Raw genomic sequence first — 23640 nt, forward strand, 5'->3', positions numbered from 1 at the left:
TAGACCGAGATCGGATTAATCAAGCCATTCGGTGTGGAACACACCTTCTTTGTCGGTACGTTTATAGGTGTGCGCACCGAAGTAGTCGCGCTGCGCCTGAATCAGGTTGGCAGGCAGTACCGCAGCACGGTAGCTGTCGTAGTACGCCACCGCAGCGGAGAAGGTCGGAACCGGAATACCGTTCTGCACAGCGTAAGCAACGACGTCACGCAGCGCCTGCTGATATTCGTCCGCGATTTTTTTGAAGTACGGAGCCAGCAGCAGGTTCGCAATGCCCGCATTTTCTGCGTAGGCATCGGTGATTTTCTGCAGGAACTGCGCGCGAATGATGCAGCCAGCGCGGAAGATCTTCGCGATTTCGCCGTAGTTCAGGTCCCAGTTGTTTTCGTCAGAAGCGGCACGCAGCTGAGAGAAGCCCTGTGCATAAGAGACGATTTTACCCAGGTACAGCGCACGACGAACTTTCTCAACGAATTCCGCTTTTTCACCCGCTGGTTTAGCCTGCGGGCCAGACAGCACTTTGGATGCCGCAACGCGCTGCTCTTTCAGGGAAGAGATATAGCGCGCAAAGACGGATTCGGTGATCAGAGACAGCGGTTCACCGAGGTCCAGAGAACTCTGGCTGGTCCATTTGCCGGTGCCTTTGTTTGCCGCTTCATCCAGAATCACATCAACCAGGTATTTACCGTCTTCATCTTTCTTGGTGAAGATATCTTTGGTGATGTCGATCAGGTAGCTGTTCAGCTCGCCCTTATTCCATTCGGTGAAGGTTTCAGCCAGCTCTTCGTTGGTCAGGTTCAGACCGCCTTTCAGCAGGGAATAGGCCTCAGCAATCAGCTGCATATCGCCGTATTCGATACCGTTGTGAACCATCTTAACGTAATGACCTGCGCCGTCGGCACCGATGTAGGTGACGCATGGCTCACCGTCTTCAGCGACGGCAGCAATTTTGGTCAGGATAGGTGCAACCAGCTCGTACGCTTCTTTCTGGCCGCCAGGCATAATAGATGGGCCTTTCAGAGCGCCTTCTTCACCACCGGACACACCGGTACCGATGAAGTTAAAGCCTTCAGCAGAGAGCTCACGGTTACGACGGATGGTGTCCTGGAAGAAGGTATTGCCGCCATCAATGATGATGTCGCCTTTATCCAGATAAGGTTTCAGGGAGTCGATTGCTGCATCGGTACCTGCGCCCGCTTTCACCATTAACAGGATACGACGAGGCGTTTCCAGGGACTCAACGAACTCTTTAACCGTATAGAAAGGAACCAGTTTCTTGCCTGGGTTTTCGGCAATCACTTCTTCAGTTTTTTCACGGGAGCGGTTGAAAACGGAGACGGTATAACCACGGCTTTCGATGTTGAGCGCCAGGTTGCGCCCCATCACTGCCATACCGACAACGCCGATCTGTTGCTTGGACATTACATACTCCTGTCAGGTGTGGATACCCCGCCGTAACGGAGCCGGCGGGTAAAGTGAAGAACATGTTAACTCAGGATAGAGGCCAGAAGGTAGCAATAGATGTCTTCTTAAGAATGAACTTAATGGGTATAAAACCCTATTATTGGTGCATTAATATGCACCATCACGATGAAGAACGACTTTCACTGTTTTGAACAAAATTGCGATGTCATTCCAAAGCGACCAGTTCTTGACGTACCAGGAATCAAAGTAGACGCGCGTATCGTAATCTACGTCGTTACGACCGCTTACCTGCCACAAACCCGTCATGCCGGGCTTCGCCATCAGGTAATAGTCGACATTATCATCATAGCGCGGCAGCTCTTCCGAAATAATGGGACGTGGCCCCACCAGGCTCATTTGTCCTTTAAGAACATTGAATAACTGAGGCAGTTCATCCAGGCTCGTTTTCCGGATAAAGCGTCCGACTGAAGTGATTCGGGGATCATTTTTTAACTTAAAATCACGATCCCACTCTTCACGAGCGGCAGGATCTGAATCGAGAAGTTTTTGCAGGACTTCCTGAGAGTTCATCACCATCGAACGGAATTTATAGCATGGAAACAGTTTGCCATGCCTACCGACGCGCATATGCCCATAGATTGCCGGTCCACCGTCGCGAGTGACCTTGTACCAAAGGTAAATAAGCAGTGGCGACGAAATAAGGATGATCAGTGAGGAACAAACGATATCGAACGTGCGCTTCAGGAAGCGAGAGGTACGTTTTGCCAGATTATTATGGATCCGTAACAGCATCACTTCATGGCTAAAGATGAATGACATATCGGTATTATATAGCGGCAGCCCGCGCAGAGAAGGAATGACCGTCACCGATCGACAATCCTTCTTAGACAGTTCTCGCAGCCAGTTCATCGTTTTATCGCTGTTTTCCATTTCAAAGGCAACGATGAAATGGATATCACCGGTTTTCTTCATCTCCCAAAGAATATTAGGATCGCGCAGAACGGGCAGCCCCTGCAGCATCGGCTCTGTTGATTCCTCGTCGAAAAATGCGACGACATCAAAACCTAACATTTCTTCGCTCTGTAAAGCGAAATAAGCCTCTACAGCATTACTCCCGCTTCCAATGATGACCGTTTTTTTCTTCCAGATACCAAGACGATTCAGAAGATGTTTGGTCATGGCTCTGAAGAATGGCAGCAAGATTAATGCAAAGGTCCAGCAAAAAACCCACACATATCGGGAAAATTGCCATTTAGAAAAGGCCACAAGGGCCAGATCAAAGACGGCAAAAATAACGATTGTGCGGATGATTTCCTTTAACTCAAACCAGAATGGTTTGCGATAAGAATAGTGCCGCAACCGAACCCAGAACCATCCCACGCAGATCACGCTTAAAACGACGTGGGAGATGATACGCATCTCCAGCTGATTGTCCGGGATAAACCGATACAGATCGTTGAAGATCCAGTACACGCAGCCGATGGAAAGCGCGAGAGAGATATTAAAAAAAATAAAATCCGAGGCTGCCAGAAAAACCTTGCATAGCAACGGGTTATATTTATTCAAAAAATTATCCGTATCCATGACAACACCTGAGATTAACGAGGATTAATATTAAATACAGGCATTGGCTCCTGATTTCTTTGGCATTCGAGATATTTTTTGGCAACGTCAATGGCTTCGCGAATAGTAACGTCCATATCCAGATAGCGATATGTGCCCAGGCGTCCAACAAACGTGGTGTTACTGAGCGCCTGAGCTTTATCCAGGTAACGGTTGAGCAACTCTTTTTCCTTCACCATGCGAATTGGGTAATAAGGAACGTCGTTTTCCGTGCACAAACGGCTGAACTCACGGTAGCACGTGGTATTTTCGTGAGATTCCCACGGAGAAAAATGCTTATGCTCGGTGATACGAGTGTAAGGCACATCTTCTTCACAGTAGTTAATAACCGCCGTCCCTTGATAATCGCCTTCAGCAGAGAACTTTTCGAAATCCAGGGTACGATAGCCGAGACGCCCTTCGCTAAAGTTAAAGTATCCATCAAGTGCACCAGACCAAAATACGTGCTGGTAGGCATCGCCTTCATCCGCAGAAAACTCAGTATCGGTCCTCACCTCGATCAGTTCATGGTCGAGAATTTTTGCGACCATATCGGTATAGCCCTCTTTAGGCATGCCCTGATACTTGTGGTTGAAGTAGTTATCATTGTAGTTGAAACGCAATGGGAGGCGTTTCAGAATGCTTGCCGGCAATTCAGTCGGTTCAACGCCCCACTGCTTACGCGTATAGCCCCGGAAGAATGCTTCATAAAGCTCCCGGCCAATCATACTGATTGCCTGTTCTTCGAAGTTCTGCGGGTCAACGATAGATTTATCCGCTTTAGATTCGATGAAGGCGCGAGCTTCATCCGGACGCAGCGTTTTATTGAAGAACTGGTTAATGGTGTGCAGGTTAACAGGCAGCAGATAAACGTTGCCTTTGTAGACAGCCTTTACACGGTTGGTGTAAGGCATAAATTCTGAATAATCATTCACGAAATCCCAGACTTCTTTATCGTCCGTATGGAAGATATGGGGGCCGTAAACGTGTAACATTACATTCGTCTGCGGATCACGTTCAGAATGGCAGTTACCTGCGATATGCGAGCGCTTATCAAAAACAACGGATGATATTCCTTGCTCAGCTAACAGCCTGGCGATAACGGCCCCAGAGATACCTGCACCAACAATAGCGACTGTCATTTTGTTCCCCAAAAATGTCGTTTTAATAATCCAATACCTTTCAAAAGCAAGTTCTCACCATCAATATTGACCACCGGCATATATTTTATGGTCAGCCGATCGCGCTGATGATGAAGCCATACGTTGAAAAGTCTTTCTGCCATAAAGCCAAATACGCGTTTTTGGTACGCATCATAATTTTGGTAATCTATTTTTTGTTCCAGCGCGAACAGCAGCGGGAAGAGCCAGGCAAAATACTCGTCAATCAATGATTTTTTACAGACGAACATGTTGTAGAGGCTGATTTTGGTTCCGCCCATAACATGGTCGAAATCGGCGACATAATCAGGCTGCTGAAAAACAATTTCGTCACGAAGCTGAGTATAGTCGGACTCATGGTGAGCGTGGATATAATGGCTTTTAATACTGGTGATGAAATAGTTGCGTGGTTTTGCTACCAGAATATCAGCACTTTTGAGCATATCCGCCATCTCTTCTGGAGACGCAATACGCTTGCCCTTTACCGTCAGGTTGCTCGTGGAGGAGGCAAAATAGCGACGATAGTGTGCAAGGCCAACAACCTCTTCCTGAACGTTTTTCCAGATCCAATAGGCTGCGGTGAGTTCGCAGAAGGATGGATTCAGATGGGCGATGTTGTCGCCGGTGGAATCTTGCTCATAACTTGAAGCAAGACTCTCTTTTGACAATCCAACTTTTAGAGGTACATATTTTTGATTTATAGGAAATTCATAATATTTATGTGACACCACGAATACTTTCATTTATTACCTTTAAATATACATCACGGGCATGACAGCAAAACTTATCATCATGACCATTTATTTGCTAATAATTTTATATATAAGTTTAAAACACAAGAACCCTACAAGGTGCATTTTGAGCAGCACAAAACAAAACCTGTCGATAGGACTAGCGTTGCTGCTCAATATTACTGAAAGTGGATATCGACTAAACTTAGAGAAAATTATTCTATGGTTGTTTTTAAATATGGCAACTGAGCTATTTGATTTTGACATTTTGGTCAATATAACCAATGCACTTCTAGACAGGTGTGCGACACAGGAATAAAGATTTTGTCTATAATCAGGTTGCATTGCAACTTTATCTTCAAGCAAAGACAAAGCTGTAACTAATTCCATATTTTTTTGAATGTTAAAATTAGTCAAGGAATCTTTACGCACCCGGTAGTAATAAAGTACAACATCTATTTCTAGAACTACTCTAGCCTTAGCATTTAATATAGGAATCGTAACTGAATCTTCATAAATAATTCCTTCCGGGAAGAAGTTGTCAAGATAGAATTCTCGTTTCACAATTCTTTGCCACGGGTAATTGTGCAGTGTGGAAAGTTTGTTTTTATGAATATAATTATAAGCGGAGTGTCCAACATCATTACTAAATACTTTAGGTTTCTCACCATCATTAAACTTTTCATAACGGTAAACTATTGTATCGACATCCTGAAACTCTCTCAGAGAAAAATCAATACATTTAAAGAGACTCGGTGAAACGAGGTCATCCGGATCTAAACATGAAATGAATCTACCTGTTGCCAGTTTAATTCCTAAATTTCTGGCAGACGAGACCCCTCCATTTTGTTTGTGAATAACAGTTACTCTGGAGTCTTCATTCTCTAGCTGCTGCAGTATATCGGCAGATGAATCTGTTGACCCATCATTAACAAATATAACTTCACAGGATATAGTACAAAGCTTAAAAGGTTTGAAAAAATCTTTGATGTAAGAAGATACATTATATACAGGTATGATAAATGATATATCAGGCATTTTCTTTAACAGCCCTATATTTTGAATGCGCAACAAAAGCAAAAATAATCGGCAGTAACAACAGTACAATCTTCCATTCAAATAGAAGATAAACCCTGCCCATTAAAACAAATTGAATGGCAATATTGAATACCTTCATTGCTATATATAATAAAATATAATCTTTATTTCTAAGCGTATATGCTGTAAACCACAGTGCTAGAGCCAGAAAAACAGCAAGAATCAAACATATCAATAATGACATGAATGGGCCGAAGAAAAGTAAAATGTTTGCAGGAAATGCCATTGTTAATGCAATGCCAGCTTCCTGATAAACATTGAATAAATGCTGAGGCATAACGAGCCCCATTAAATACGACATTCCAGTATTTTCCGGCAACGCCCCAATACCAAATAAATTAACAAATAAACTGGAAATGGTAAAGTTTGCCGATGCCCCATTTTCTGTTAGCGCCCACCATAACTGACTTTGCGCCGCAATTCGTGTTTTAAGGGATTCGTATGCAAGCGTACTATCGCCAGACAGTGAGAAATAACTCGTCCAAACAAGGACTAAAAAAATGAAACCTAAGCATGAAAATAAAATCATATTTTTAAAGGAAAATATTTTTTTACTTATCACACTATTTGATGCTATTAGAAAACTTACAGCGAAGAAAAGCAGCATTTGGAAAATGCCAGTAAATTTTTCACCGACAAGGATTTGTGAAAGTAATCCTAAAACAAACAAGGCAAGTATAGTTTTTTTCTTATTCTTTGCATAGATACAACCAAGAATAAAAACAGACTGTTCTACAAATAGTCTTACAAGATTCCCCCAAGAAGGAGCTATATTGTTCCAGTAATAAAATCTATCCTGACCATAATCACTTGGCTTTCCGTATTTAATAAATAAAAAAATTACGAATATAGTGGCTAAAGCAACAAATACAGGATAAATTTTTTCAATTAGAGAATTAACCAAATAGGATGTATTAATTTCTACCTTAATACGTGAGTTTAAGAAAACATAAACATTTGAGGTGATAAGTAGAGTTATTACTGCCAGGCTAACATTAATGGAAGTTGCACCATTCAGAGTCGAAACCTCTCCTAACTCCGGCAAAAAAACGCCAGTCTCAAGGATTAACCCACTAATTGCAGTAGTTAATATTGACCACAAGAAGAAGCTACTAATAATAAAAAAGGATTCTTTTTTCACTAAAAAGTAAAACAACACAAATATATAACCTAAAACAATAGCAAGGTTAAGAATATCTGAGCCGTGAACAATATAACTCATAAAGAAGAGACATACCCAACACCACAACATTAGCATCTAGCGGACCTTCAATTTTCGCAATATTTGTGTACTGACATTATCAATAAAGTCAGCGCCTGGGTCAGTCGCGTAGTTGATTGTTAGCGGGAAGCATAGAGCATCATAGGCGCCCACATATTTTATGTTATACTCGCTGTAATCTGCATTAAAATTAAGATTAATGTGTTCAAAGGCATTATCTATGTCTCCGTAGCCTTGGCATTGGTAAACTAATGGATGCCCCATATAAAAAACATCACCAAATACTATCACAGGTTTGTTCATTAACACTGCTTCATAACCTACAGTACTCGTTAAGGTGAAAACACCTAGCGATTTTTTTATTAACTCTTTAGAATTTAAATTAGGATTTGCTAATTTAACATTTGGCAATTTTAATATTTTTTTATAAAACTCCAGACCTTCATATCCAGTTGCAGAAATGTGATCTTTCACAACTAGAAATTTACCGTGTGGGAGACTAAATGCAAGATTACGAATAAGATTATATTCATCATAAAACTTCGCCAGGATCGAAGTCGATGATTCCGGATGATAATGGAGAGGATAAAGATAAAAAGGTTGTGAAGTGAGATCTTCATTAAATAGATTTTTGATCTTTTTTACACAAAACCAACGTTTTATCTCTCTGAAATTCATATAAAAACTTTTGAGAAGTGGGTTCCCAACTTGGAAAAGAACATTTTTTCCAACAAATGTTTGACGAATAGTTTCTATAATAAATGTAAAGTCACGTTTTTTGAAAATTTTACTCATAAAATTAATGGATGAAAGACCATTATTTTTCATATAATCAGGCTGTATATGATGAATATTAGTTACATAGTTCTTAATCTCGGTGTATTTTTCTGGGCTCATTTCAGGCTGTTGCGTCAAACACTGAATTATTTCCTGCGATAAACGATCATCCAATGATGAGAATAACGATTTACCTGGTAGTCTACTTGCAGTCAGACCTAAATATTGAACATTGTACTTTTCGGCTACCTTGTTTGCAGTATAAGCCAAACCATTAGAAACATTTTCATAAAAAATAAAATCAAACGTATCATTAATGAAGATCTTCTCAAAAAAATCGTACAATTCCTTTGAGGTTTCACCCCAGAAATTCTTATTATTTGATTTTACAGAATGATAATAGTTATCACGGTCATAATCAGCGTGAATATTCCAACTATCGTACTGACTTGTTAATTCTTGACGTCCAGTTTTTGATTCATATGCATAACGTTCAAAACAAATAATTTCGCAGCCTATTTCATCCAACTTATATTTTCTAATGGAAAAATCGCTATCCGTTACAATGGTAATATCAACATTTTTATTTTTTAATTCTATCGCCAATCTCTTAAATACAGGAGAGAAAATTGCGTTATTAATTAAGATGATGCCCTTCACCATTGAACTCCTTAAGAAAGATAAAATATTTAGTTATGAGTATGAAGAGATTAGAGGAAATCAAACCAATTAGAACTGGAAGCATTCCGCTATTAGGTAGCATGTTGACAAAAACAAACGAGGCGATAGTAAAAATCAGTAATGCCAAGGCATTAATAATAATTAACGATGAATCTTTTTTCTTCGAGTACAACGCATAATGATATGGCATCGAGATATTTAATAAGGATAATGATATAACTATCAATATATACCATAAGAAATTATCTATGTATTCCATCTTGCCTGTTAGCTTAATCATCATATAACAGGCCGGAATTGAGATGATAAAAAGTCCAAAATTATAGTAAAGCATTTTTTTCTTAAACTTATCAAATGCCTTCTTAGATTCTTCTAGATTTTGTTCCTGGATAGCCCTAACAAGCGAAGGATAGTATCTTGTTACGACTAACACATCTATTATTGCCTGAACCGCAGCAGATACTCCAAAGAAAAAAACGTAAACACCTAGTTTTGGTGTTGTAATAAAATGAACTGCTATGACTTTGTCTAAATAGTTAATTGCGCGTAAACAAAGGGTACCCATGAAGAATAAAAATGATGTTTTGATACCACGCATTAACCACTTAATATCAATTTTGAAATCGGAAATTGATATGGATTCGAAATGCAATATAAATTTTACACCGATGATTACTGAAATTGCAGAAAAAACAAGCCATAAATAAAAAATTTGTTCTAGATTAACCATTCCGAAATAGAGTAGTGGCACGCATAGATAACACCATATGCCAGATCTGACAAACAATAAAAAATTGGCAAGCGTTATTTTTTCTTTAATAATGAGTATACGATAACATTCTTGTGAAAGATGCTCAGATACTGTCAGCAGAAATAGTAACCCACCCACCCCGGTAATAGCTGATAATGTCAGTAACCCGGGCCATAACGCCGCGAGAAGTACATAGCTAAAAATGAAAAACACAACCTGATTAAATAATATGCTGCCTATTTTTTTCTTAATTTGTGGATCTAAAATTTCTCGTGTAGAAAACACATAAAAATCCAAACCAACAAAATAAAGAGAGATGACGATTATACTAACATACAATCCATAATTGCCGACATCTTTGACTGTTAAGAACCTTGCAATGGCCATCATCAATAAAAACTTGCCGCCGAGTGCTGCTATTCTTAATAACAAATCAAAAAAATGTGTTGGTACTTTTATTTTCAAAAACATCAGACCACCTTAAGACCAACATGCCATCCTTGGCTTATTACTAAATCAAAAATGATCGTCCTGAAGCGGAGTGCCTTTCACTATATCTTGAGTAGCGATTTTTCCTATAACTTCGTCGTAATATTTTGGTGCCAGACCGTAGCCAGGACGAATGCTCTTAACATTTTCGCCGGTCAGTTTTTCACCTTTTTTGACATCCTTAACAACATAAAGTGAGCGACGGAACTTTACATTCCCTTTTTCGCTTTCTTTGCGTTCATAATTTACGCGCCCTAAAGCTTGCCACGCAGTTTTTGCATCCCGGCAAAGTGCAACGAGCTCAGCAGGTTCAAGTGAGAAACTGTCATCCGGCCCACCGCCATTACGATCCAAAGTAACGTGTTTTTCGATGACGTTGGCACCAAGGACTACAGATGCAACTGCTGTTGTATTATCAATGGTATGATCGGAAAGACCAGTAATAACACCAAATCGCTCAGCCATATCAGGTATGGTTGCAAGATTATAATCTTCTGCCGGAGCTGGATAGCCACTTACACAGTGTAAAACGACGAGCTCCTTGCATCCCCCTTCGCGAGCAGCTGTAATCGCTTCCTGAATTTCCTGCTCGTCTGCCATGCCTGTTGATATAATCATTGGTTTGCCAGTTTTGGCTACGTATTTGATTAACGGCAAATCAATCGCCTCAAATGAGGCAATCTTATACGCCGGAGCCCCTAACTCTTCAAGCAAGTCGACAGCTGTAAAATCAAATGGACTACTGAAAATAGTAATACCAAGCTGTTTTGCTCTATCAAACAGTGGCTTGTGCCATTCCCATGGCATTTGTGCGCCTTTATATAAATTGAAAAGCGTCTGACCATCCCACAAACCACCATGGATTTGAAAATCTTCTGTATCACAATCAATGGTAATTGTATCCGCACGATAAGTTTGTAATTTGATGGCATCAGCACCTGCAGCTTTCGCTTCTTCCATGATCTTAAATGCACGATCAATGTCACCATTATGGTTGGCTGAAAGCTCGGCAATTATATAAGGAGGATGATCTTTACCAATTTTACGACCATCAATTGTTATAAATTCGTTCATTTTTTTCTCGCTAATATATTCGCTGGGAGATATTTTAAAAAATCCTAGGTGCTCAAACAATTTATGTGATGAATAATTATCTGGTAGTACAGTTGCCAGTATTGTTATATTATGATGTAGCATTAACGCACGTTTTATCGCCGCACTCGCAATGCCCTTGCCGTGACTTCCTGAAGTTAAAAAGATTGATATTTCATATTTGGCGGCAGTGTTTTCAACGGGATCTAACCGGATGACGCCACATGAATCAGAATGTTCAATGATATAAAAATAAGACTCACTGTCATTCAACTTACGCTGCATCCAGTTTACATGATCTTCATATTCAGGAATATTAGGATTGCGTGCATACTGTCGTGTTTTCGGCTCACATTGAATCTGATAAACAAAATCAATATCATCGGATGTTGCCTGACGAAGAGTCACATTCGTTCCATCTTTTGCAGGCATAAGAATCATTTCCTGGATAACCCTGATCAGTCCTTGACCATCACAAATGTCTAGAACAAGGAGACGCTGCTCGTGATAATGAGCAATCAAATGAGTAAGTGCAGAACGAAGGTCGGAAATATTAAAATCCTCCGCATTGAGCACTATCGCCCCAGCCCCTGCCAGGTTGCTAGCTATTGTTTTCTGATTATCTGCTATGGCAACATTCACGGCGGGTAACCCCATAACACAGCGCTCCCAGGTAGTCCCGCCCAAGGCTCCTATAGCAAAGTCGTGCTCGGACATTAGCTCAGCCATGTTCGAAACATTCGTCAATATTTCAATTCTGTATTGAGAGTTTTGTGCCAACGCGCTTATTACTGCAAAATGCGGACAGGCTGCTCCTAATATGACTGTTATTTTTTCAATACAGCTAAAAGCCAACTGTTCCAGAAACTCAAGTATCTTTCCAGTGACGTTGTGAGCATCAACCCCCCCCATTGTTAACATTAGTTTTTTGGGTTCGGTGATATTTGCTTTATCTGAAATTGATTTATTTCTACTCTGAGAAAAGACTGGATTGATTAACGCATATTTTGTACCAGTAAGAATCCTGCAATTACTCTGATTTAAATGAACATATTCTTCGGCTCTACGCTGGTAGGTTTGGTCAATGAGTAGATCACAACAATGCGGACGATTACACAGATCGTCGATAACCACTAAGCGAGCATTTGGGAAATGAGCTTTAACTATAGTTTCCCAATCGCTATCTAAGGAATAATGATCAACGATAATAATGTCCGGATCAGTACCACTCTCGAGCACTAACTCGATAAACTTACTGGCATCATCAGCCTGACTACCATTTAACCATGACTTTTCATCACGAATATATGAGTCTGTTTGCTCAACAACCGAGATAACTTTTACCAGAAAGTTTTCCTGGAAGATTTTTTCCAGGATGTTTCCACGGTGGTCTTTACAAATGAAGTAGCACTGTGCTCCGGCTTTTTTTAAAGCGTGAGCAAGGTTGAGACATCTCATTATATGGCCTGAGCCTATGGAAAGCGATGAATCAGCCCGCAGAAACACATTCATTTTTAAACTCCATGGCTTTAAACAACCACTCTGCTACGCGCCAGTCTTCTGGAGTATCAATATCCTGAACTCGCTCTCGTGGAAGTTCTATTGAGAAGGAATTTGCACTAAAAATCGGCTTTTCATTTAACCAGGCGTGGGAGGTACCCCAGTAAAACTGCCCGGCATCGTGCCACGACTCTTCCAGGTCTTGAGAACGAACATTGAACATTTCTGGCGAAAACATGCTGATACGCTGTTCGTTGCTAACTTTCAGTGCCCTTTGAATCGGATAAGGGAATTTTGTAATAGTGAAAGCGTAATCACCTTGCTGTTCACGCAGTATAGACAGGCCACGAACAATATCCTCGGCGCGGATAAATGGCGCAGTAGCATAAATACAGCATACAAAATCAATCGTATAGCCGTGATTAATAAGCCAGTCAGCAGCATGATGAATTACAGGGATCGTACCCGCATAGTCATTCGACAGCTCTGCTGGGCGCATAAAAGGCACTTCTGCACCGTATTCACGCGCAACCTCAGCAATCTCTTCATCATCTGTTGACACAATGATTCGATCAAAGACGCCGCTCTTTTGAGCGGCTTCAATGGACCAGGCAATCATTGGTTTCCCACAAAATTCTTTAATGTTTTTGCGTGGAATACGTTTACTGCCGCCACGCGCAGGAATGATTGCCACATTCATTTAAAAGAACTCCCGAATGCACTGGATGACGTAATCCTGCTCTTCATCTGTCAACGTGGAGTACATAGGAATGCTAATTGCGCGCGCGTAGTAATCCTCCGCGACCGGATAATCCCCTGCTTTATGCCCTAACTGCTCATAATACGGTTGAGTGTGAACGGGAATGTAGTGAACGTTAACACCAATCCCTTTTTCACGCAGGTGATCGAATAATGGCTTGCGCATGGTAGGATCGTTTACCGTTAACGGGTAAAGATGTAATGCACTGTAGCCACTTTCTGCTTGCAGAGGTGTCGACACGGGAATGCCATCAAACGCAGTATGATAACGTTTTGCGAGTTCATGACGGCGCGCCACAAATCCATCAATACGCTTGAGCTGGGTCACACCCAGCGCCGCCTGCAGTTCGGTCATGCGGTAGTTCAAACCAAGATCAACCTGCTGGTAGTACCAACCACCTTCAGACGCTTTAGTCATTTTATCGCCGTCACGCGTAATGCCGTGGCTGCGGAAAAGCTGCATGCTTTCAGCCAGTGCATCATTGTTCGTCAGCGCCATACCGCCTTCCGCCGTGGTGATAATCTTAACCGGGTGGAAGCTCAGAATGGTGATATCAGCAAAACGGGAGTTGCCAATTTTGGCCCCCTGGTAGTTGCCGCCGATGGCATGCGATGCATCTTCAATAATGGCAAAACCATACTCTTTCGAAAGCTGATGGATCGCTTCCATATCGCATGACTGTCCAGCAAATGCCACCGGTACAACAATTTTAGGTAACTTGCCTTCTGCTTTCGCCGCAATGAGTTTGGTTTTCAGCGCTTCAACGCTCATGTTGTAAGTCTGCGGATCGATATCCACGAAGCTTACATTTGCATCGCAATAGAGCCCACAGTTTGCCGAAGCCACGAAGGTATTAGGCGATGTCCACAGCCAGTCACCTTTTTTCAGCCCCAGTGCCAGGCATGCAATATGAAGTGCAGACGTTGCACTGTTTACCGCAACGGCGTGCTTAACGCCGACGTAATCAGCGATGGCCTGCTCGAACTGTGGAACACATGGCCCCTGAGTCAAGAAATCAGACTTCAGTACGCCCACTACTGCATTGATATCTTCATCAGAGATATCCTGCCGTCCATAGGGGATAAATTTCATTAGATATTGCCTACTTTTTCACGATTATCATCAATCCATTGACGCAGCTCTTCAATGCTCATCCATTCTGCATTGCTATCACTCTCGTAAACGAAGCCTTCTGGAACGCGCTTGCCATCCTTAATACGCTCTGGGGAATCGCACCAGTTATGGATTGCAGGCAGAATTTTAAAGTGTTCCGGATACTCATAGGTGTAGTGCGCATCTTCAGCACTGATCATCTGCTCATGCAGTTTTTCACCAGGACGAATACCAATCACTTTCTGAGCAGCATCTGGCGCAACGGCTGTTGCAACATCAGTCACTTTCATTGAAGGGATTTTCTTAACGTAGATCTCGCCGCCTTCCATATCATTGAAGGCATGCCATACCAGCTCAACGCCCTGCTCCAGGGTGATCATGAAGCGGGTCATGCGGTCATCAGTGATTGGCAGTTCACCTTTGTCTTTGATGGACAGGAAGAAAGGAATAACGGAACCGCGGGAACCCATCACGTTACCGTAACGAACGACGGCAAAGCGGGTTTTGGTGGCGCCAGAATAAGAGTTACCGGCGACAAACAGCTTGTCAGAGGCCAGCTTAGTTGCACCGTACAGGTTTGCTGGGCTACTTGCTTTGTCGGTAGACAGTGCAACCACGCGCTCAATACCTTTATCAATACAGGCATCGATAACGTTCATTGCGCCATTGATGTTGGTTTTTACACATTCGAATGGGTTGTATTCTGCGGTAGGTACGATTTTAGTAGCTGCAGCATGCACCACGAAATCAACACCATCCAGCGCACGGTACAGACGGTCTTTATCGCGCACATCACCAATGAAGAAGCGGATACGACTTTCATCTTTGAAATGTTTAGCCATTTCCCACTGTTTCATTTCATCACGTGAATAAATAATAATCTTCTTAGGATTATATTTTTCAAGCGTCATGCGAACAAACTTATTGCCAAAAGAACCCGTGCCGCCAGTTACCAGAATCGTTTTATTATCAAACATGTTTTTTCACCAGAAAATATCAACATATAGGTTGCTACAATTGAAGAGATTGTAACCCAGGCCCGCAAGGGCATTTTCCCACGCTACCGCCCCTGGCTTTACAGCTACCAGTGCACTGAGAATAATCAAGACGTGTGAGTCTTTACGATCAAAACCAGAAAGATCGCTTACCGGACCAATCGCAAATGTGGTGACAATTGTCGTCCTAATTGAAAGTAGAAACAAGCAAAAATCGTTAAGTAAAGAAACAAAACTACATACTATAACTGCCTGTAATGTATCATTTTTTATAAAAAAAACGACAGCACCCACTCACCAGGACCATACCGTCCATATGAGGGATTGCTGTCGTTCATCGACATTCGACCCGCGCAATAAAATGCGTATCAGTCGTTAGCCAGCAGCTTCTCAATCCGGCTTCTGAACTTCGCGCCTTCCTTCAGGTTACGCAGCCCGTAGTTCACAAAGGCCTGCATATACCCCATTTTCTTGCCGCAATCGTAGCTGTCGCCGGTCATCAGCATCGCATCAACGGACTGTTTCTTCGCCAGTTCTGCAATCGCATCGGTTAACTGGATACGGTCCCAGGCGCCTGGCTCGGTTTTTTCCAGCTCGGCCCAGATATCGGCGTTCAGAACATAGCGGCCCACAGCCATCAGGTCAGAATCCAGCGTCTGCGGCTGATCCGGTTTCTCGATAAACTCAACGATGCGGCTCACCTGCCCTTCTGTCTCCAGCGCTTCTTTAGTCTGGATAACAGAGTACTCGGACAGATCGCCATCCATGCGTTTCGCCAGCACCTGGCTGCGGCCCGTTTCATTGAAGCGAGCCACCATCGCGGCGAGGTTATAGCGCAGCGGATCCGCAGACGCGGTATCGATGATGATATCTGGAAGAACAACGATAAATGGATTATCACCCACGACCGGACGCGCGCACAGAATCGAGTGGCCCAAACCCAGCGGCTGCGCCTGACGCACGTTCATGATGGTTACGCCAGGAGGACAGATCGACTGAACCTCTGCCAGCAGCTGACGCTTCACGCGCTGCTCAAGCAACGCTTCGAGTTCGTAAGAGGTGTCGAAGTGGTTCTCTACCGCATTTTTGGAAGAGTGCGTAACCAGGACGATTTCTTTGATCCCTGCAGCAACAATCTCATCGACGATGTATTGAATCATCGGCTTGTCGACGATCGGCAGCATCTCTTTTGGAATGGCTTTTGTGGCTGGCAGCATGTGCATGCCCAGACCTGCTACCGGAATGACTGCTTTCAAATTAATCATTATTTCTTCCACCTTAAAATGGTTGACGAATTATAGCTCTTTAACCTGTTTTCGCCAGTACGTTTTGCTGTAATTCTGGACCGATGTTACCCGTTAGCATCACAAATTACAGTAGTTGTAATCTGAATTGATCGCTTTTTTGCTCCAGGAATAATCGCAAAATAACAATCCGTCGATTATCTGTGCGGGAGCGCAAAATTCAGCCGTTCCGTATTCACCACATGCTGATCGACCCGGTCGATATCCACCGAGCTTTGTCCCTTTTCATTCACCGCTTTGATGTTTGCCAGCGACAGCAGCGTCTCATCCTTCGCCATAAACTTCCCTCGAACATCTTTGCGTAAATCGAAGTTCATTGTCAGCGCCGGCCCTACCTCAGCTTCCTGCATCACGTTGATATTACGTAAAAAGAGGTGCTGAGGTTTGTTGTGCAGCTCAAGCGTAGCGCGCTGCATCTCCACATTGGTGATGGCGACGAACGAGGTGGCATTACCGGAGGAAATTTGTATTCCGCGCAATTTGTACGCAAGCTGGCGATTATCCAGGCGTATATCGTTGAGCTTGAAGTTTTGCGGGATCGACAGATAGTCACCCTTTATTACGCCGTAGCCAATCAACATTCCGGCGCTATTGACCATATCGATATTATCAATAACGAAATTATCACAGCCATAAATAGCAACAGTGGCGTTATCTATTCCCGCCTTCTTGCTGAAGTCGGGTGTAATATTCTTAGCTTTTACATTACGAATAATAAAGTGTTTGCCGTTTTCGACGTGGACTAACTGTCGACAGTTGCTGCCGGTGATATTAGCCACCACGAAATTCTTCACGGTTTGCGTTTCAGGATACTCATTGTCGTACGTGCTGCCCGCAAGGCCAATGCCGATACCCCAGTTGATCTTACCGTTGGTGCAGTTGATGTTATCGATCGTGTGGTCGGAGATCAGGATATTGCGATCGTTGATCGCCACGTTCCACTCAATCGCATCCCCCTGCAGGTGGCTGAATTTACTGTTGGTAATGCGCGCGCCGTCGATCTGATTATGGAATCCCTGGCGCAGAATGGCGTAGTTGGCCTGGCTCACATTGATATTATCAATCAGCAGGTTGCGCATAACTCTGGGCTTTTTACCGCCGATGTAAATTTGCGTTACCGGGCCAAAGCCGCTCATCGCCAGCCCTTTTATCACGCAGTCAGAACCGCGCACGTCCAGGGTAATATTGTGGGTACGCCCTGCCCCCTCACCGATGACTTTACTGCCCTCCTGGAGTACAAAGCGCCCGCGCCCGTTCCCCTTAAGCCCGCCGCGGATCAGCAGCGTTTTGCCATCGGGAATAAAAATGCCGGTGTTGATGTTGTCGCAGACTAACCCGGCGGGCACAACGACGGTATCGCCGTCGCGAAAGGCTTGTTTGAACGCGGCGATCCAGTCGTTTTTGTTGTACCGATCGATGGAAACCGTCTTCCCGACTGCCGCGCGCGCGGCCCGGGAGGAGAACAACGGCATAGCCGCCAGGACGGATAAAGAAGAGACAAAGCGGCGTCGGGTAATCTGTTTAAGCATACAACCTCGGCGTTACAGCGTTTGCAGCAGGCTCGCTAACTGGCGATTAATCACCTGCTGGTTAAATTCCGCCTCGACTTTTTGTCGGGCATTGTGCAGCACAGGCTCCAGCGCCTGACGATCGATATCGCTGAAGGCGACCAGCCGATCGGCAAGGGCCAGCGCATTATTCTCCGGCACCAGCCAGCCTGAATAGTCGGACTGGATCAGTTCCGGTATCCCGCTGTGTACCGTCGAGACCACCGGAATACCGACAGCCATCGCCTCCATCAGCGCCACCGGAATGCCTTCCATATCGCCGTCGGCCCCCGTTACGGACGGCAGCAGGAAAACGTCCGCCTCATCAAGCATTGCCTTCACTTCGTGGCTGGGCTTGAAGCCGGGCATCTCCACGTGCCCTTCCAGCTGATACTGTTCGATCAGCGTGCGCAGGCGGCGCTCCCAGGGCCCAATCCCCAAAATGCGATAGTGGAAATCCACCCCGCGCGCTTTCAGCTGGCGGCAGGCCTCAATGGCCACGTGCAGCCCTTTTTTCTCGGTCAGACGCGCAACGGAAATGATCTCCAGCGATTTACCCGGCACCTTCACCGGACGCTGGGTAAAACGCGCCAAATCTACGCCCATCCGCGAAACCGTGATTTTCTCCCCCGGGCAGCCCATATTTTTCAGGCGACCCGCCCACAGATCGCTGATGGGCAGCATCATGTCACCGCGTCGGAAGAGCTGCTGATACTCGGGGGTATAGTGGTTGAGCACCTCGTGGCTGGAGATATCAATGCCGTGGAAGATTGTCGCAATTTTGCCGTCAATCACCCCCAGCTCGCGCAGCTTCGCGGCGGTTACGCCCGCCGGGCCAAAGTGGGCGATAAAGACGTCGGCACGGTACGGCTGCGCCGTTTGGCCGCAGATGGCTGACAGGATCAGGTTGCGGGATTCTGCGCCGTAGCGCGAAACGTTCAGCGCGCGCCAGGTCGACGCACGATGGATACCGCGCAGGGTCTGGCCTGCGCGGTAGCGAAGCTTATTTAGTCGACCGCCGGGTTCATCCTGCAGCCAGCGGGTTTTCGCCTCCAGCTCGTATTGCGTATACGCCGCGTGGGTATTCTGCGTGTCGCCCTTTTGCAGAGCGATAATCTCCACGTTATACCCCATATCGATAAACGCGGTGATTTGGTTTAGCACAAAGGTTTCTGACGACAGCGGAAATTTCAGCAAGAAGAAACCAACCTTCATTTCCCCTCCCCAACGCGGTCGAGTACGGATTTCACCATCCCGATACCTTTTTCGCGCTCGGCTTTCACCGCCACGGCCAGACGTTCGTTAATAGCAGGTAATTGTCCCAGCGTATCGCCGACCATCGCCCCGAGCGATCCGTCCAGCAGGTGACGAATATCAACGGCCATTTCCGGCATGCCGAGCTGCTGCATGATGCCCGCAGACTTGTGCTCGTAGTTAATCGCGATGGCCGGCGTGCCGAAGTTCATCGAAATAATCGCCGAGTGCAGGCGCGTGCCCACGGTCAGGTCACAGGCGGAGAGCAGTTTGCCCATTTCGAGATCGTTCAGCTCGTCCATCACCACGTGGTAACGCGACGGGTCGTTCACGAGGTTACGCAGGTTCAGCGCCACCATGCGGTCGTCTTTGTTGTAGCTGTCTATCCCGGTGCAGGTTGAGAGCGCCAGCACCTGGTAGCCGCTGTCCAGCACGCGGTTCACCACGTCGGCAAAGGCTTTCTCATAGGCCGCCTGGGTGGTGCCCAGACGTTTATCAAACGGGGCAAGTTCGCGCAGGGTGATGGCGACGGTTTTCTGTTTCGCCGCCACGTCCAGCCAGTGCTGCACCGCGTAGCTCGGCTGGAAGCTGTCGTCCTGATGATCCACCAGCCAGGCGGTGTCGACGCCGTGCTCAACTTTTGAGGTCTCGATCTCGCTGCGCTTCATCAGGTCCAGGCTGACGGATTCGCGCAGGATCAGCGCATCACAGTGGCCAAACACGTAGTTCGCCAGCTGGTTAAACTGCGGGTCCTGGAACGGCCCCACGCTGTGGCCGATCATAAACAGCGGCTTTTTCGCCATAAAGGTGCAGAGCGCATGCTCGAACTGCGGCACGCCGTAGAGATCGACGAAGAACGAGCCGCCGACCTGAATGATGGCGTCATAGCCCGACAGCAGACGCACAAAATCGGTAAAGCCCTGGGCAATGGCGATGTTGCGCAGCTTGCCGGTATCGGTCACGCGGGAAAGCAGCACCTGGTGCTGATAGCGACGGCGCAGGACTTTCTTCACGCGTCCCATCACGCCCGCGGCGTTGTTATGCTGTTTCATCTGGCTGTAGAGCGGGTCGCCCATGACCGGGCGGTTCAATAGCCAGGACGAGCTAACCGGGTAACGGCTCATCACGTCCACTTCTGTCTCAGGCTCAAGAGCGTTAATTGCATCCAATAAACCACGCAGAATGGCGCTGTCGCCACGGTTGCCGCAGGTATGGTTGCCAAGGATAAGTAATTTCATAATGGCCTCTTAAAGAATTAGCCTGCGCGAAGCAGCGTTTTCATTTTTTCGTTACGGCAAAACTGGCGCTTCATCTCGACCACCAGCGCATTGCGCGACAGCACAATCATCACGCCGAACGCCAAAGCGCCCGCGGCCACCTGCACCGCCAGCAGCGCGGCCAGCGGCAGGTGGCCGTTGAGCACCACGCCCAGGCCGTAGCTCACGGCAAGCGTTGGCAAAGAGAGATAAAACGGCAGCCACAGGCTGAGGATGTACTGACGGTAGCTGGAGCCCAGCACCGGCTTGATCATCACGAAGTAGCTCAGAACGGTGTTGATGATTTGCACCAGCAGGAAACCCAGCGTGACGCCAATCGCGCCCGCCATGTGCCCGCCGACGATGATTGCCGGAATAAACAGGAAGGTTTTGAACACGTTAAACTTAAAGCTGATATCCACGCGCGCTTTCGCCATCAGCAGGGAGCCAATCGGGTTCCCCACCGAGCGCAGCAGGCCGACCACGCACAGCAGCTGCAGGATCGGGATGATGCCGCTCCACTTCTCGCCAAACACCAGCGGCACGAAGTTGCTGGACACCACCATCAGCCCCAGCAGCACGGGGAAGTTAATAATCCCCACCACGGAAAGCAGCTTGTAGAAGTTCACGCGCAGCTTCTCGGTGTCGTCCTGAATCTTGGCGAACGCCGGGAACAGCACGCGGGTGATAATCGGGTTCAGCTTCATCGGCGGCACCACCGCGACGTTGTAGGCCAGGTTATACCCCCCCGCCACGCTCGCGCCTAAAATGCGCGCCAGCACCAGCGTTGAGAGGTTGGTGTTGACGTAGTTGATGATGCTGTCGGCGGTCAGCCACGCGCCAAAGCGCAGGTTAGAAGACACGGACGCCAGCGAGAAGTGCAGCCCCGGACGGTAGATCCTGCGGCCAAAGTAGCCGAAAAGCAGCGTACGCACGGCGGAGTTCACCAGATAACCGAGGATGGCGGTCATTGCCAGCGGCCAGAAATGGGCGCTTACCACGGTAAAGGTAAAGCCCGCCAGCACGGCGCTGGTTTCGATCATGCCGATCTTGTTGAACTCTAACTCTTTTTGCATCAGCGCGCGGAACTGCTGCCCGTGCGGGATCAGCACAAAGGCAAACGACAGCGTGCGCATCAGCGGAGCCAGATCGGGGTTATGCAGCACGCGGGCGATAGCGTCGCTGAGCAGGAACACCAGCACGAACACGACGATCCCAAGCCCGACGTTCAGCCAGTAGAGCGTGGTCAGCTCCAGGTGGCTAATCTCCTTGCGCTGGATAATCGAGTTCGCAATACCGAAGTCAGACAGCGTATCGGCCAGGGCGATAATCACCAGCGAGACGGTCAGCAGGCCGAACTGGTGATTATCGATAATGCGCGCCAGCACCGTCATCTGCACCAGTCCGAGACCGATGATGACGATGGTGGCCATGGCCGACCACTTGGCGCCGCTGATGGTTTTTTCACGTAAGCTCATCTTAGTACGCCGCTTTGTTCACGAAACCTTTGAAGATGGTCAGAAAAACAATCTTGATATCGAACCAGAGGCTCCATTCGCGGATGTACTCAAGGTCGAACTCGATGCGTTTTTCCATTTTTTCCAGCGTGTCGGTTTCCCCTCGCCAGCCGTTTATCTGCGCCCAGCCGGTAATGCCTGGCTTCACCTTGTGGCGCAGCATGTAGCCTTCAATCAGCGAGCGGTACTGCTCGTTGTGCGCCACCGCATGAGGGCGCGGGCCGACAATCGACATGCCGCCGGTAAAGACGTTGATGAACTGCGGCAGCTCGTCCAGCGAGGTGCGGCGCAGGAAGTTCCCCACGCGGGTCACGCGCGGATCGTTCTGCGTCGCCTGAGTCACCACCCTGTCGTTCTCCATCACCTTCATGGAGCGGAATTTCCACACCATGATCGGCTTGCCGTCCATGCCGTAGCGGGTCTGGCGGAAGATAACCGGACCTGGCGACGTGATTTTCACCGCCAGCGCAATGCAGCACAGCACCGGGGAGATCAGCAGCAAAATCAGGGAGGAGAGCACGATATCTTCCACGCGCTTGAGCACGCGGTTGATGCCCGACAGCGGCGTATCGTACAAAGGCACCACCGGCACGCCGTTCACTTCTTCAATGCGGGAGTGAAGAATATTGAAGGTAAACACGTCCGGGATAAGGATCACCGAGCAGGTGGTATCGGCAAGCTCGCGCATCAGCGTTTTGATGCGGGATTCGTCCTTCATCTGCATCGCAATGTAGACGTTGTGAATTTTGCCCGCTTTCGCGTCGTCGATAAGCTGCTCGTAGCTGCCCGCCCAATCCGCAGAGACGCCGCCCGGCTTCGCGTCGTGATAAACCCCGACCACCTCAAAACCCAGCCACGGCTCTTTGCGGAAGCTGTCGAGCAGAACCTGCCCTACCGGTAAATCACCGGCAACGGCAACGAAGCGGCGGTTATAGCCGCGGTTGCGCAGCCAGCCCGCGCCGAAGCGGATCAGCGAGCGGCACAGCACCATGCCCACGCTGGTCAGCAGATACCAGCAGAGATAGGTCACCAGGCGGTTGTCAAAATCGTGGCTGAACGCCACCAGCCCGGCGCTGAAAATCAGGCTCAGGGTCCAGTTCTGCAGCAGCAGCATCAGCTCGGTGGTGATTTTTACCCCACGCCACGAGCGGTAGAAGTCGGTCATTCCCCCGATCATCTGAAACACCACCAGCGCGATTAACGCCATCAGCAGATGCATGTAGAGGAACGGCTGCCCGCTGATTCGGCATACGACCCATAGTCCGCCAACCATGATGGTGATATCAGAAAAACGCTGCACCATAGAGATTAACGATGCATTTGTTCTCGCTCGTTCGCGCTTTTTTAGATTCGTCATCGTTGTTCC

General features: G+C 46.6%; 18 protein-coding genes. All 18 read right to left on the reverse strand.

Translation table 11 applies throughout. The features are described from left to right. Positions 1-15: 15 nt before the first annotated feature. Complete coding sequence (gndA, locus tag VPX56_RS14520) at positions 16-1422, reverse strand: NADP-dependent phosphogluconate dehydrogenase (RefSeq protein WP_131635071.1); 1407 nt, start codon at positions 1420-1422, stop codon at positions 16-18. Between the two features lie 150 nt (positions 1423-1572). Next, positions 1573-3009 carry an undecaprenyl-phosphate galactose phosphotransferase gene (locus tag VPX56_RS14525; RefSeq protein ID WP_131635070.1) on the reverse strand — a complete coding sequence of 479 codons (1437 nt, stop codon included), beginning with the start codon at positions 3007-3009 and terminating at the stop codon, positions 1573-1575. Positions 3010-3023: 14 nt separating this feature from the next. Further along, a complete protein-coding gene (glf, locus tag VPX56_RS14530; protein WP_131635069.1) occupies positions 3024-4169 on the reverse strand; it encodes a UDP-galactopyranose mutase in 1146 nt (381 codons plus the stop codon). Further along, the gene (locus VPX56_RS14535; protein ID WP_326467224.1) at positions 4166-4930 is read right to left on the reverse strand and encodes a DUF4422 domain-containing protein; all 765 of its coding nucleotides are present in this window, start codon (positions 4928-4930) and stop codon (positions 4166-4168) included. Before VPX56_RS14535 ends, glf begins: the two co-directional genes overlap by 4 nt. A 57-nt stretch (positions 4931-4987) precedes the next feature. After that, positions 4988-5956 (reverse strand): glycosyltransferase family 2 protein, encoded by a 969-nt coding sequence (locus tag VPX56_RS14540; protein ID WP_131635067.1) that lies wholly within the window; start codon positions 5954-5956, stop codon positions 4988-4990. Beyond that, on the reverse strand, positions 5949-7238 hold the full coding sequence (locus VPX56_RS14545) for a DUF6418 domain-containing protein (protein ID WP_326467226.1): 1290 nt from the start codon (positions 7236-7238) through the stop codon (positions 5949-5951). Before VPX56_RS14545 ends, VPX56_RS14540 begins: the two co-directional genes overlap by 8 nt. 36 nt (positions 7239-7274) lie before the next feature. Continuing rightward, positions 7275-8678: a capsular polysaccharide export protein, LipB/KpsS family gene (locus VPX56_RS14550; RefSeq protein ID WP_326467228.1), complete on the reverse strand. Its 1404-nt coding sequence runs from the start codon at positions 8676-8678 to the stop codon at positions 7275-7277. After that, positions 8653-9918 carry a polysaccharide biosynthesis protein gene (locus VPX56_RS14555; RefSeq protein ID WP_326467230.1) on the reverse strand — a complete coding sequence of 422 codons (1266 nt, stop codon included), beginning with the start codon at positions 9916-9918 and terminating at the stop codon, positions 8653-8655. Before VPX56_RS14555 ends, VPX56_RS14550 begins: the two co-directional genes overlap by 26 nt. A gap of 45 nt (positions 9919-9963) precedes the next feature. Further along, entirely contained in the window at positions 9964-12540 is a 2577-nt protein-coding gene (gene pseI, locus VPX56_RS14560; protein ID WP_326467232.1) for a pseudaminic acid synthase, read from the reverse strand. Then, entirely contained in the window at positions 12518-13228 is a 711-nt protein-coding gene (gene pseF / locus VPX56_RS14565; RefSeq protein WP_131635063.1) for a pseudaminic acid cytidylyltransferase, read from the reverse strand. Before pseF ends, pseI begins: the two co-directional genes overlap by 23 nt. Then, positions 13229-14380, reverse strand: coding sequence for a UDP-4-amino-4,6-dideoxy-N-acetyl-beta-L-altrosamine transaminase (gene pseC, locus VPX56_RS14570; protein WP_326467236.1), 1152 nt, complete (start codon positions 14378-14380; stop codon positions 13229-13231). Further along, positions 14380-15378: a UDP-N-acetylglucosamine 4,6-dehydratase (inverting) gene (gene pseB, locus VPX56_RS14575; RefSeq protein ID WP_047625690.1), complete on the reverse strand. Its 999-nt coding sequence runs from the start codon at positions 15376-15378 to the stop codon at positions 14380-14382. Before pseB ends, pseC begins: the two co-directional genes overlap by 1 nt. A gap of 386 nt (positions 15379-15764) precedes the next feature. Next, positions 15765-16661, reverse strand: a complete 897-nt coding sequence (gene galF / locus VPX56_RS14580; RefSeq protein WP_010431970.1) for a GalU regulator GalF — start codon at positions 16659-16661, stop codon at positions 15765-15767. A gap of 176 nt (positions 16662-16837) precedes the next feature. Then, positions 16838-18229 carry a colanic acid biosynthesis protein WcaM gene (wcaM, locus tag VPX56_RS14585; protein ID WP_326467239.1) on the reverse strand — a complete coding sequence of 464 codons (1392 nt, stop codon included), beginning with the start codon at positions 18227-18229 and terminating at the stop codon, positions 16838-16840. Positions 18230-18241: 12 nt separating this feature from the next. After that, a complete protein-coding gene (wcaL, locus tag VPX56_RS14590) occupies positions 18242-19462 on the reverse strand; it encodes a colanic acid biosynthesis glycosyltransferase WcaL (protein ID WP_326467241.1) in 1221 nt (406 codons plus the stop codon). Beyond that, entirely contained in the window at positions 19459-20739 is a 1281-nt protein-coding gene (wcaK, locus tag VPX56_RS14595) for a colanic acid biosynthesis pyruvyl transferase WcaK (RefSeq protein WP_326467243.1), read from the reverse strand. The genes wcaL and wcaK overlap by 4 nt, the downstream gene beginning before the upstream one ends. Positions 20740-20756: 17 nt before the next feature. Continuing rightward, on the reverse strand, positions 20757-22235 hold the full coding sequence (gene wzxC / locus VPX56_RS14600; protein ID WP_326467245.1) for a colanic acid undecaprenyl disphosphate flippase WzxC: 1479 nt from the start codon (positions 22233-22235) through the stop codon (positions 20757-20759). A gap of 1 nt (position 22236) precedes the next feature. Further along, positions 22237-23631: an undecaprenyl-phosphate glucose phosphotransferase gene (wcaJ, locus tag VPX56_RS14605; protein ID WP_326467247.1), complete on the reverse strand. Its 1395-nt coding sequence runs from the start codon at positions 23629-23631 to the stop codon at positions 22237-22239. Between the last annotated feature and the right edge of the window lie 9 nt (positions 23632-23640).

It is taken from the genome of Enterobacter wuhouensis (assembly GCF_035835995.1).
GTDB classification, from domain to species: Bacteria; Pseudomonadota; Gammaproteobacteria; order Enterobacterales; family Enterobacteriaceae; genus Enterobacter; species Enterobacter wuhouensis.

Excerpts from the sequence above, each read along its gene's own strand:
- VPX56_RS14555 (WP_326467230.1), bottom strand. The coding sequence starts at position 9,918 with ATGTTTTTGAAAATAAAAGTACCAACACATTTTTTTGATTTGTTATTA.
- wcaM (WP_326467239.1), bottom strand. The coding sequence starts at position 18,229 with ATGCTTAAACAGATTACCCGACGCCGCTTTGTCTCTTCTTTATCCGTC.
- wcaK (WP_326467243.1), bottom strand. The coding sequence starts at position 20,739 with ATGAAATTACTTATCCTTGGCAACCATACCTGCGGCAACCGTGGCGAC.
- pseC (WP_326467236.1), bottom strand. The coding sequence starts at position 14,380 with ATGAAATTTATCCCCTATGGACGGCAGGATATCTCTGATGAAGATATC.
- wzxC (WP_326467245.1), bottom strand. The coding sequence starts at position 22,235 with ATGAGCTTACGTGAAAAAACCATCAGCGGCGCCAAGTGGTCGGCCATG.
- pseF (WP_131635063.1), bottom strand. The coding sequence starts at position 13,228 with ATGAATGTGGCAATCATTCCTGCGCGTGGCGGCAGTAAACGTATTCCA.
- VPX56_RS14540 (WP_131635067.1), bottom strand. The coding sequence starts at position 5,956 with ATGCCTGATATATCATTTATCATACCTGTATATAATGTATCTTCTTAC.
- pseI (WP_326467232.1), bottom strand. The coding sequence starts at position 12,540 with ATGAATGTGTTTCTGCGGGCTGATTCATCGCTTTCCATAGGCTCAGGC.
- wcaJ (WP_326467247.1), bottom strand. The coding sequence starts at position 23,631 with ATGACGAATCTAAAAAAGCGCGAACGAGCGAGAACAAATGCATCGTTA.
- wcaL (WP_326467241.1), bottom strand. The coding sequence starts at position 19,462 with ATGAAGGTTGGTTTCTTCTTGCTGAAATTTCCGCTGTCGTCAGAAACC.
- VPX56_RS14545 (WP_326467226.1), bottom strand. The coding sequence starts at position 7,238 with ATGAGTTATATTGTTCACGGCTCAGATATTCTTAACCTTGCTATTGTT.
- pseB (WP_047625690.1), bottom strand. The coding sequence starts at position 15,378 with ATGTTTGATAATAAAACGATTCTGGTAACTGGCGGCACGGGTTCTTTT.
- VPX56_RS14535 (WP_326467224.1), bottom strand. The coding sequence starts at position 4,930 with ATGAAAGTATTCGTGGTGTCACATAAATATTATGAATTTCCTATAAAT.
- VPX56_RS14525 (WP_131635070.1), bottom strand. The coding sequence starts at position 3,009 with ATGGATACGGATAATTTTTTGAATAAATATAACCCGTTGCTATGCAAG.
- galF (WP_010431970.1), bottom strand. The coding sequence starts at position 16,661 with ATGATTAATTTGAAAGCAGTCATTCCGGTAGCAGGTCTGGGCATGCAC.
- VPX56_RS14550 (WP_326467228.1), bottom strand. The coding sequence starts at position 8,678 with ATGGTGAAGGGCATCATCTTAATTAATAACGCAATTTTCTCTCCTGTA.
- glf (WP_131635069.1), bottom strand. The coding sequence starts at position 4,169 with ATGACAGTCGCTATTGTTGGTGCAGGTATCTCTGGGGCCGTTATCGCC.
- gndA (WP_131635071.1), bottom strand. The coding sequence starts at position 1,422 with ATGTCCAAGCAACAGATCGGCGTTGTCGGTATGGCAGTGATGGGGCGC.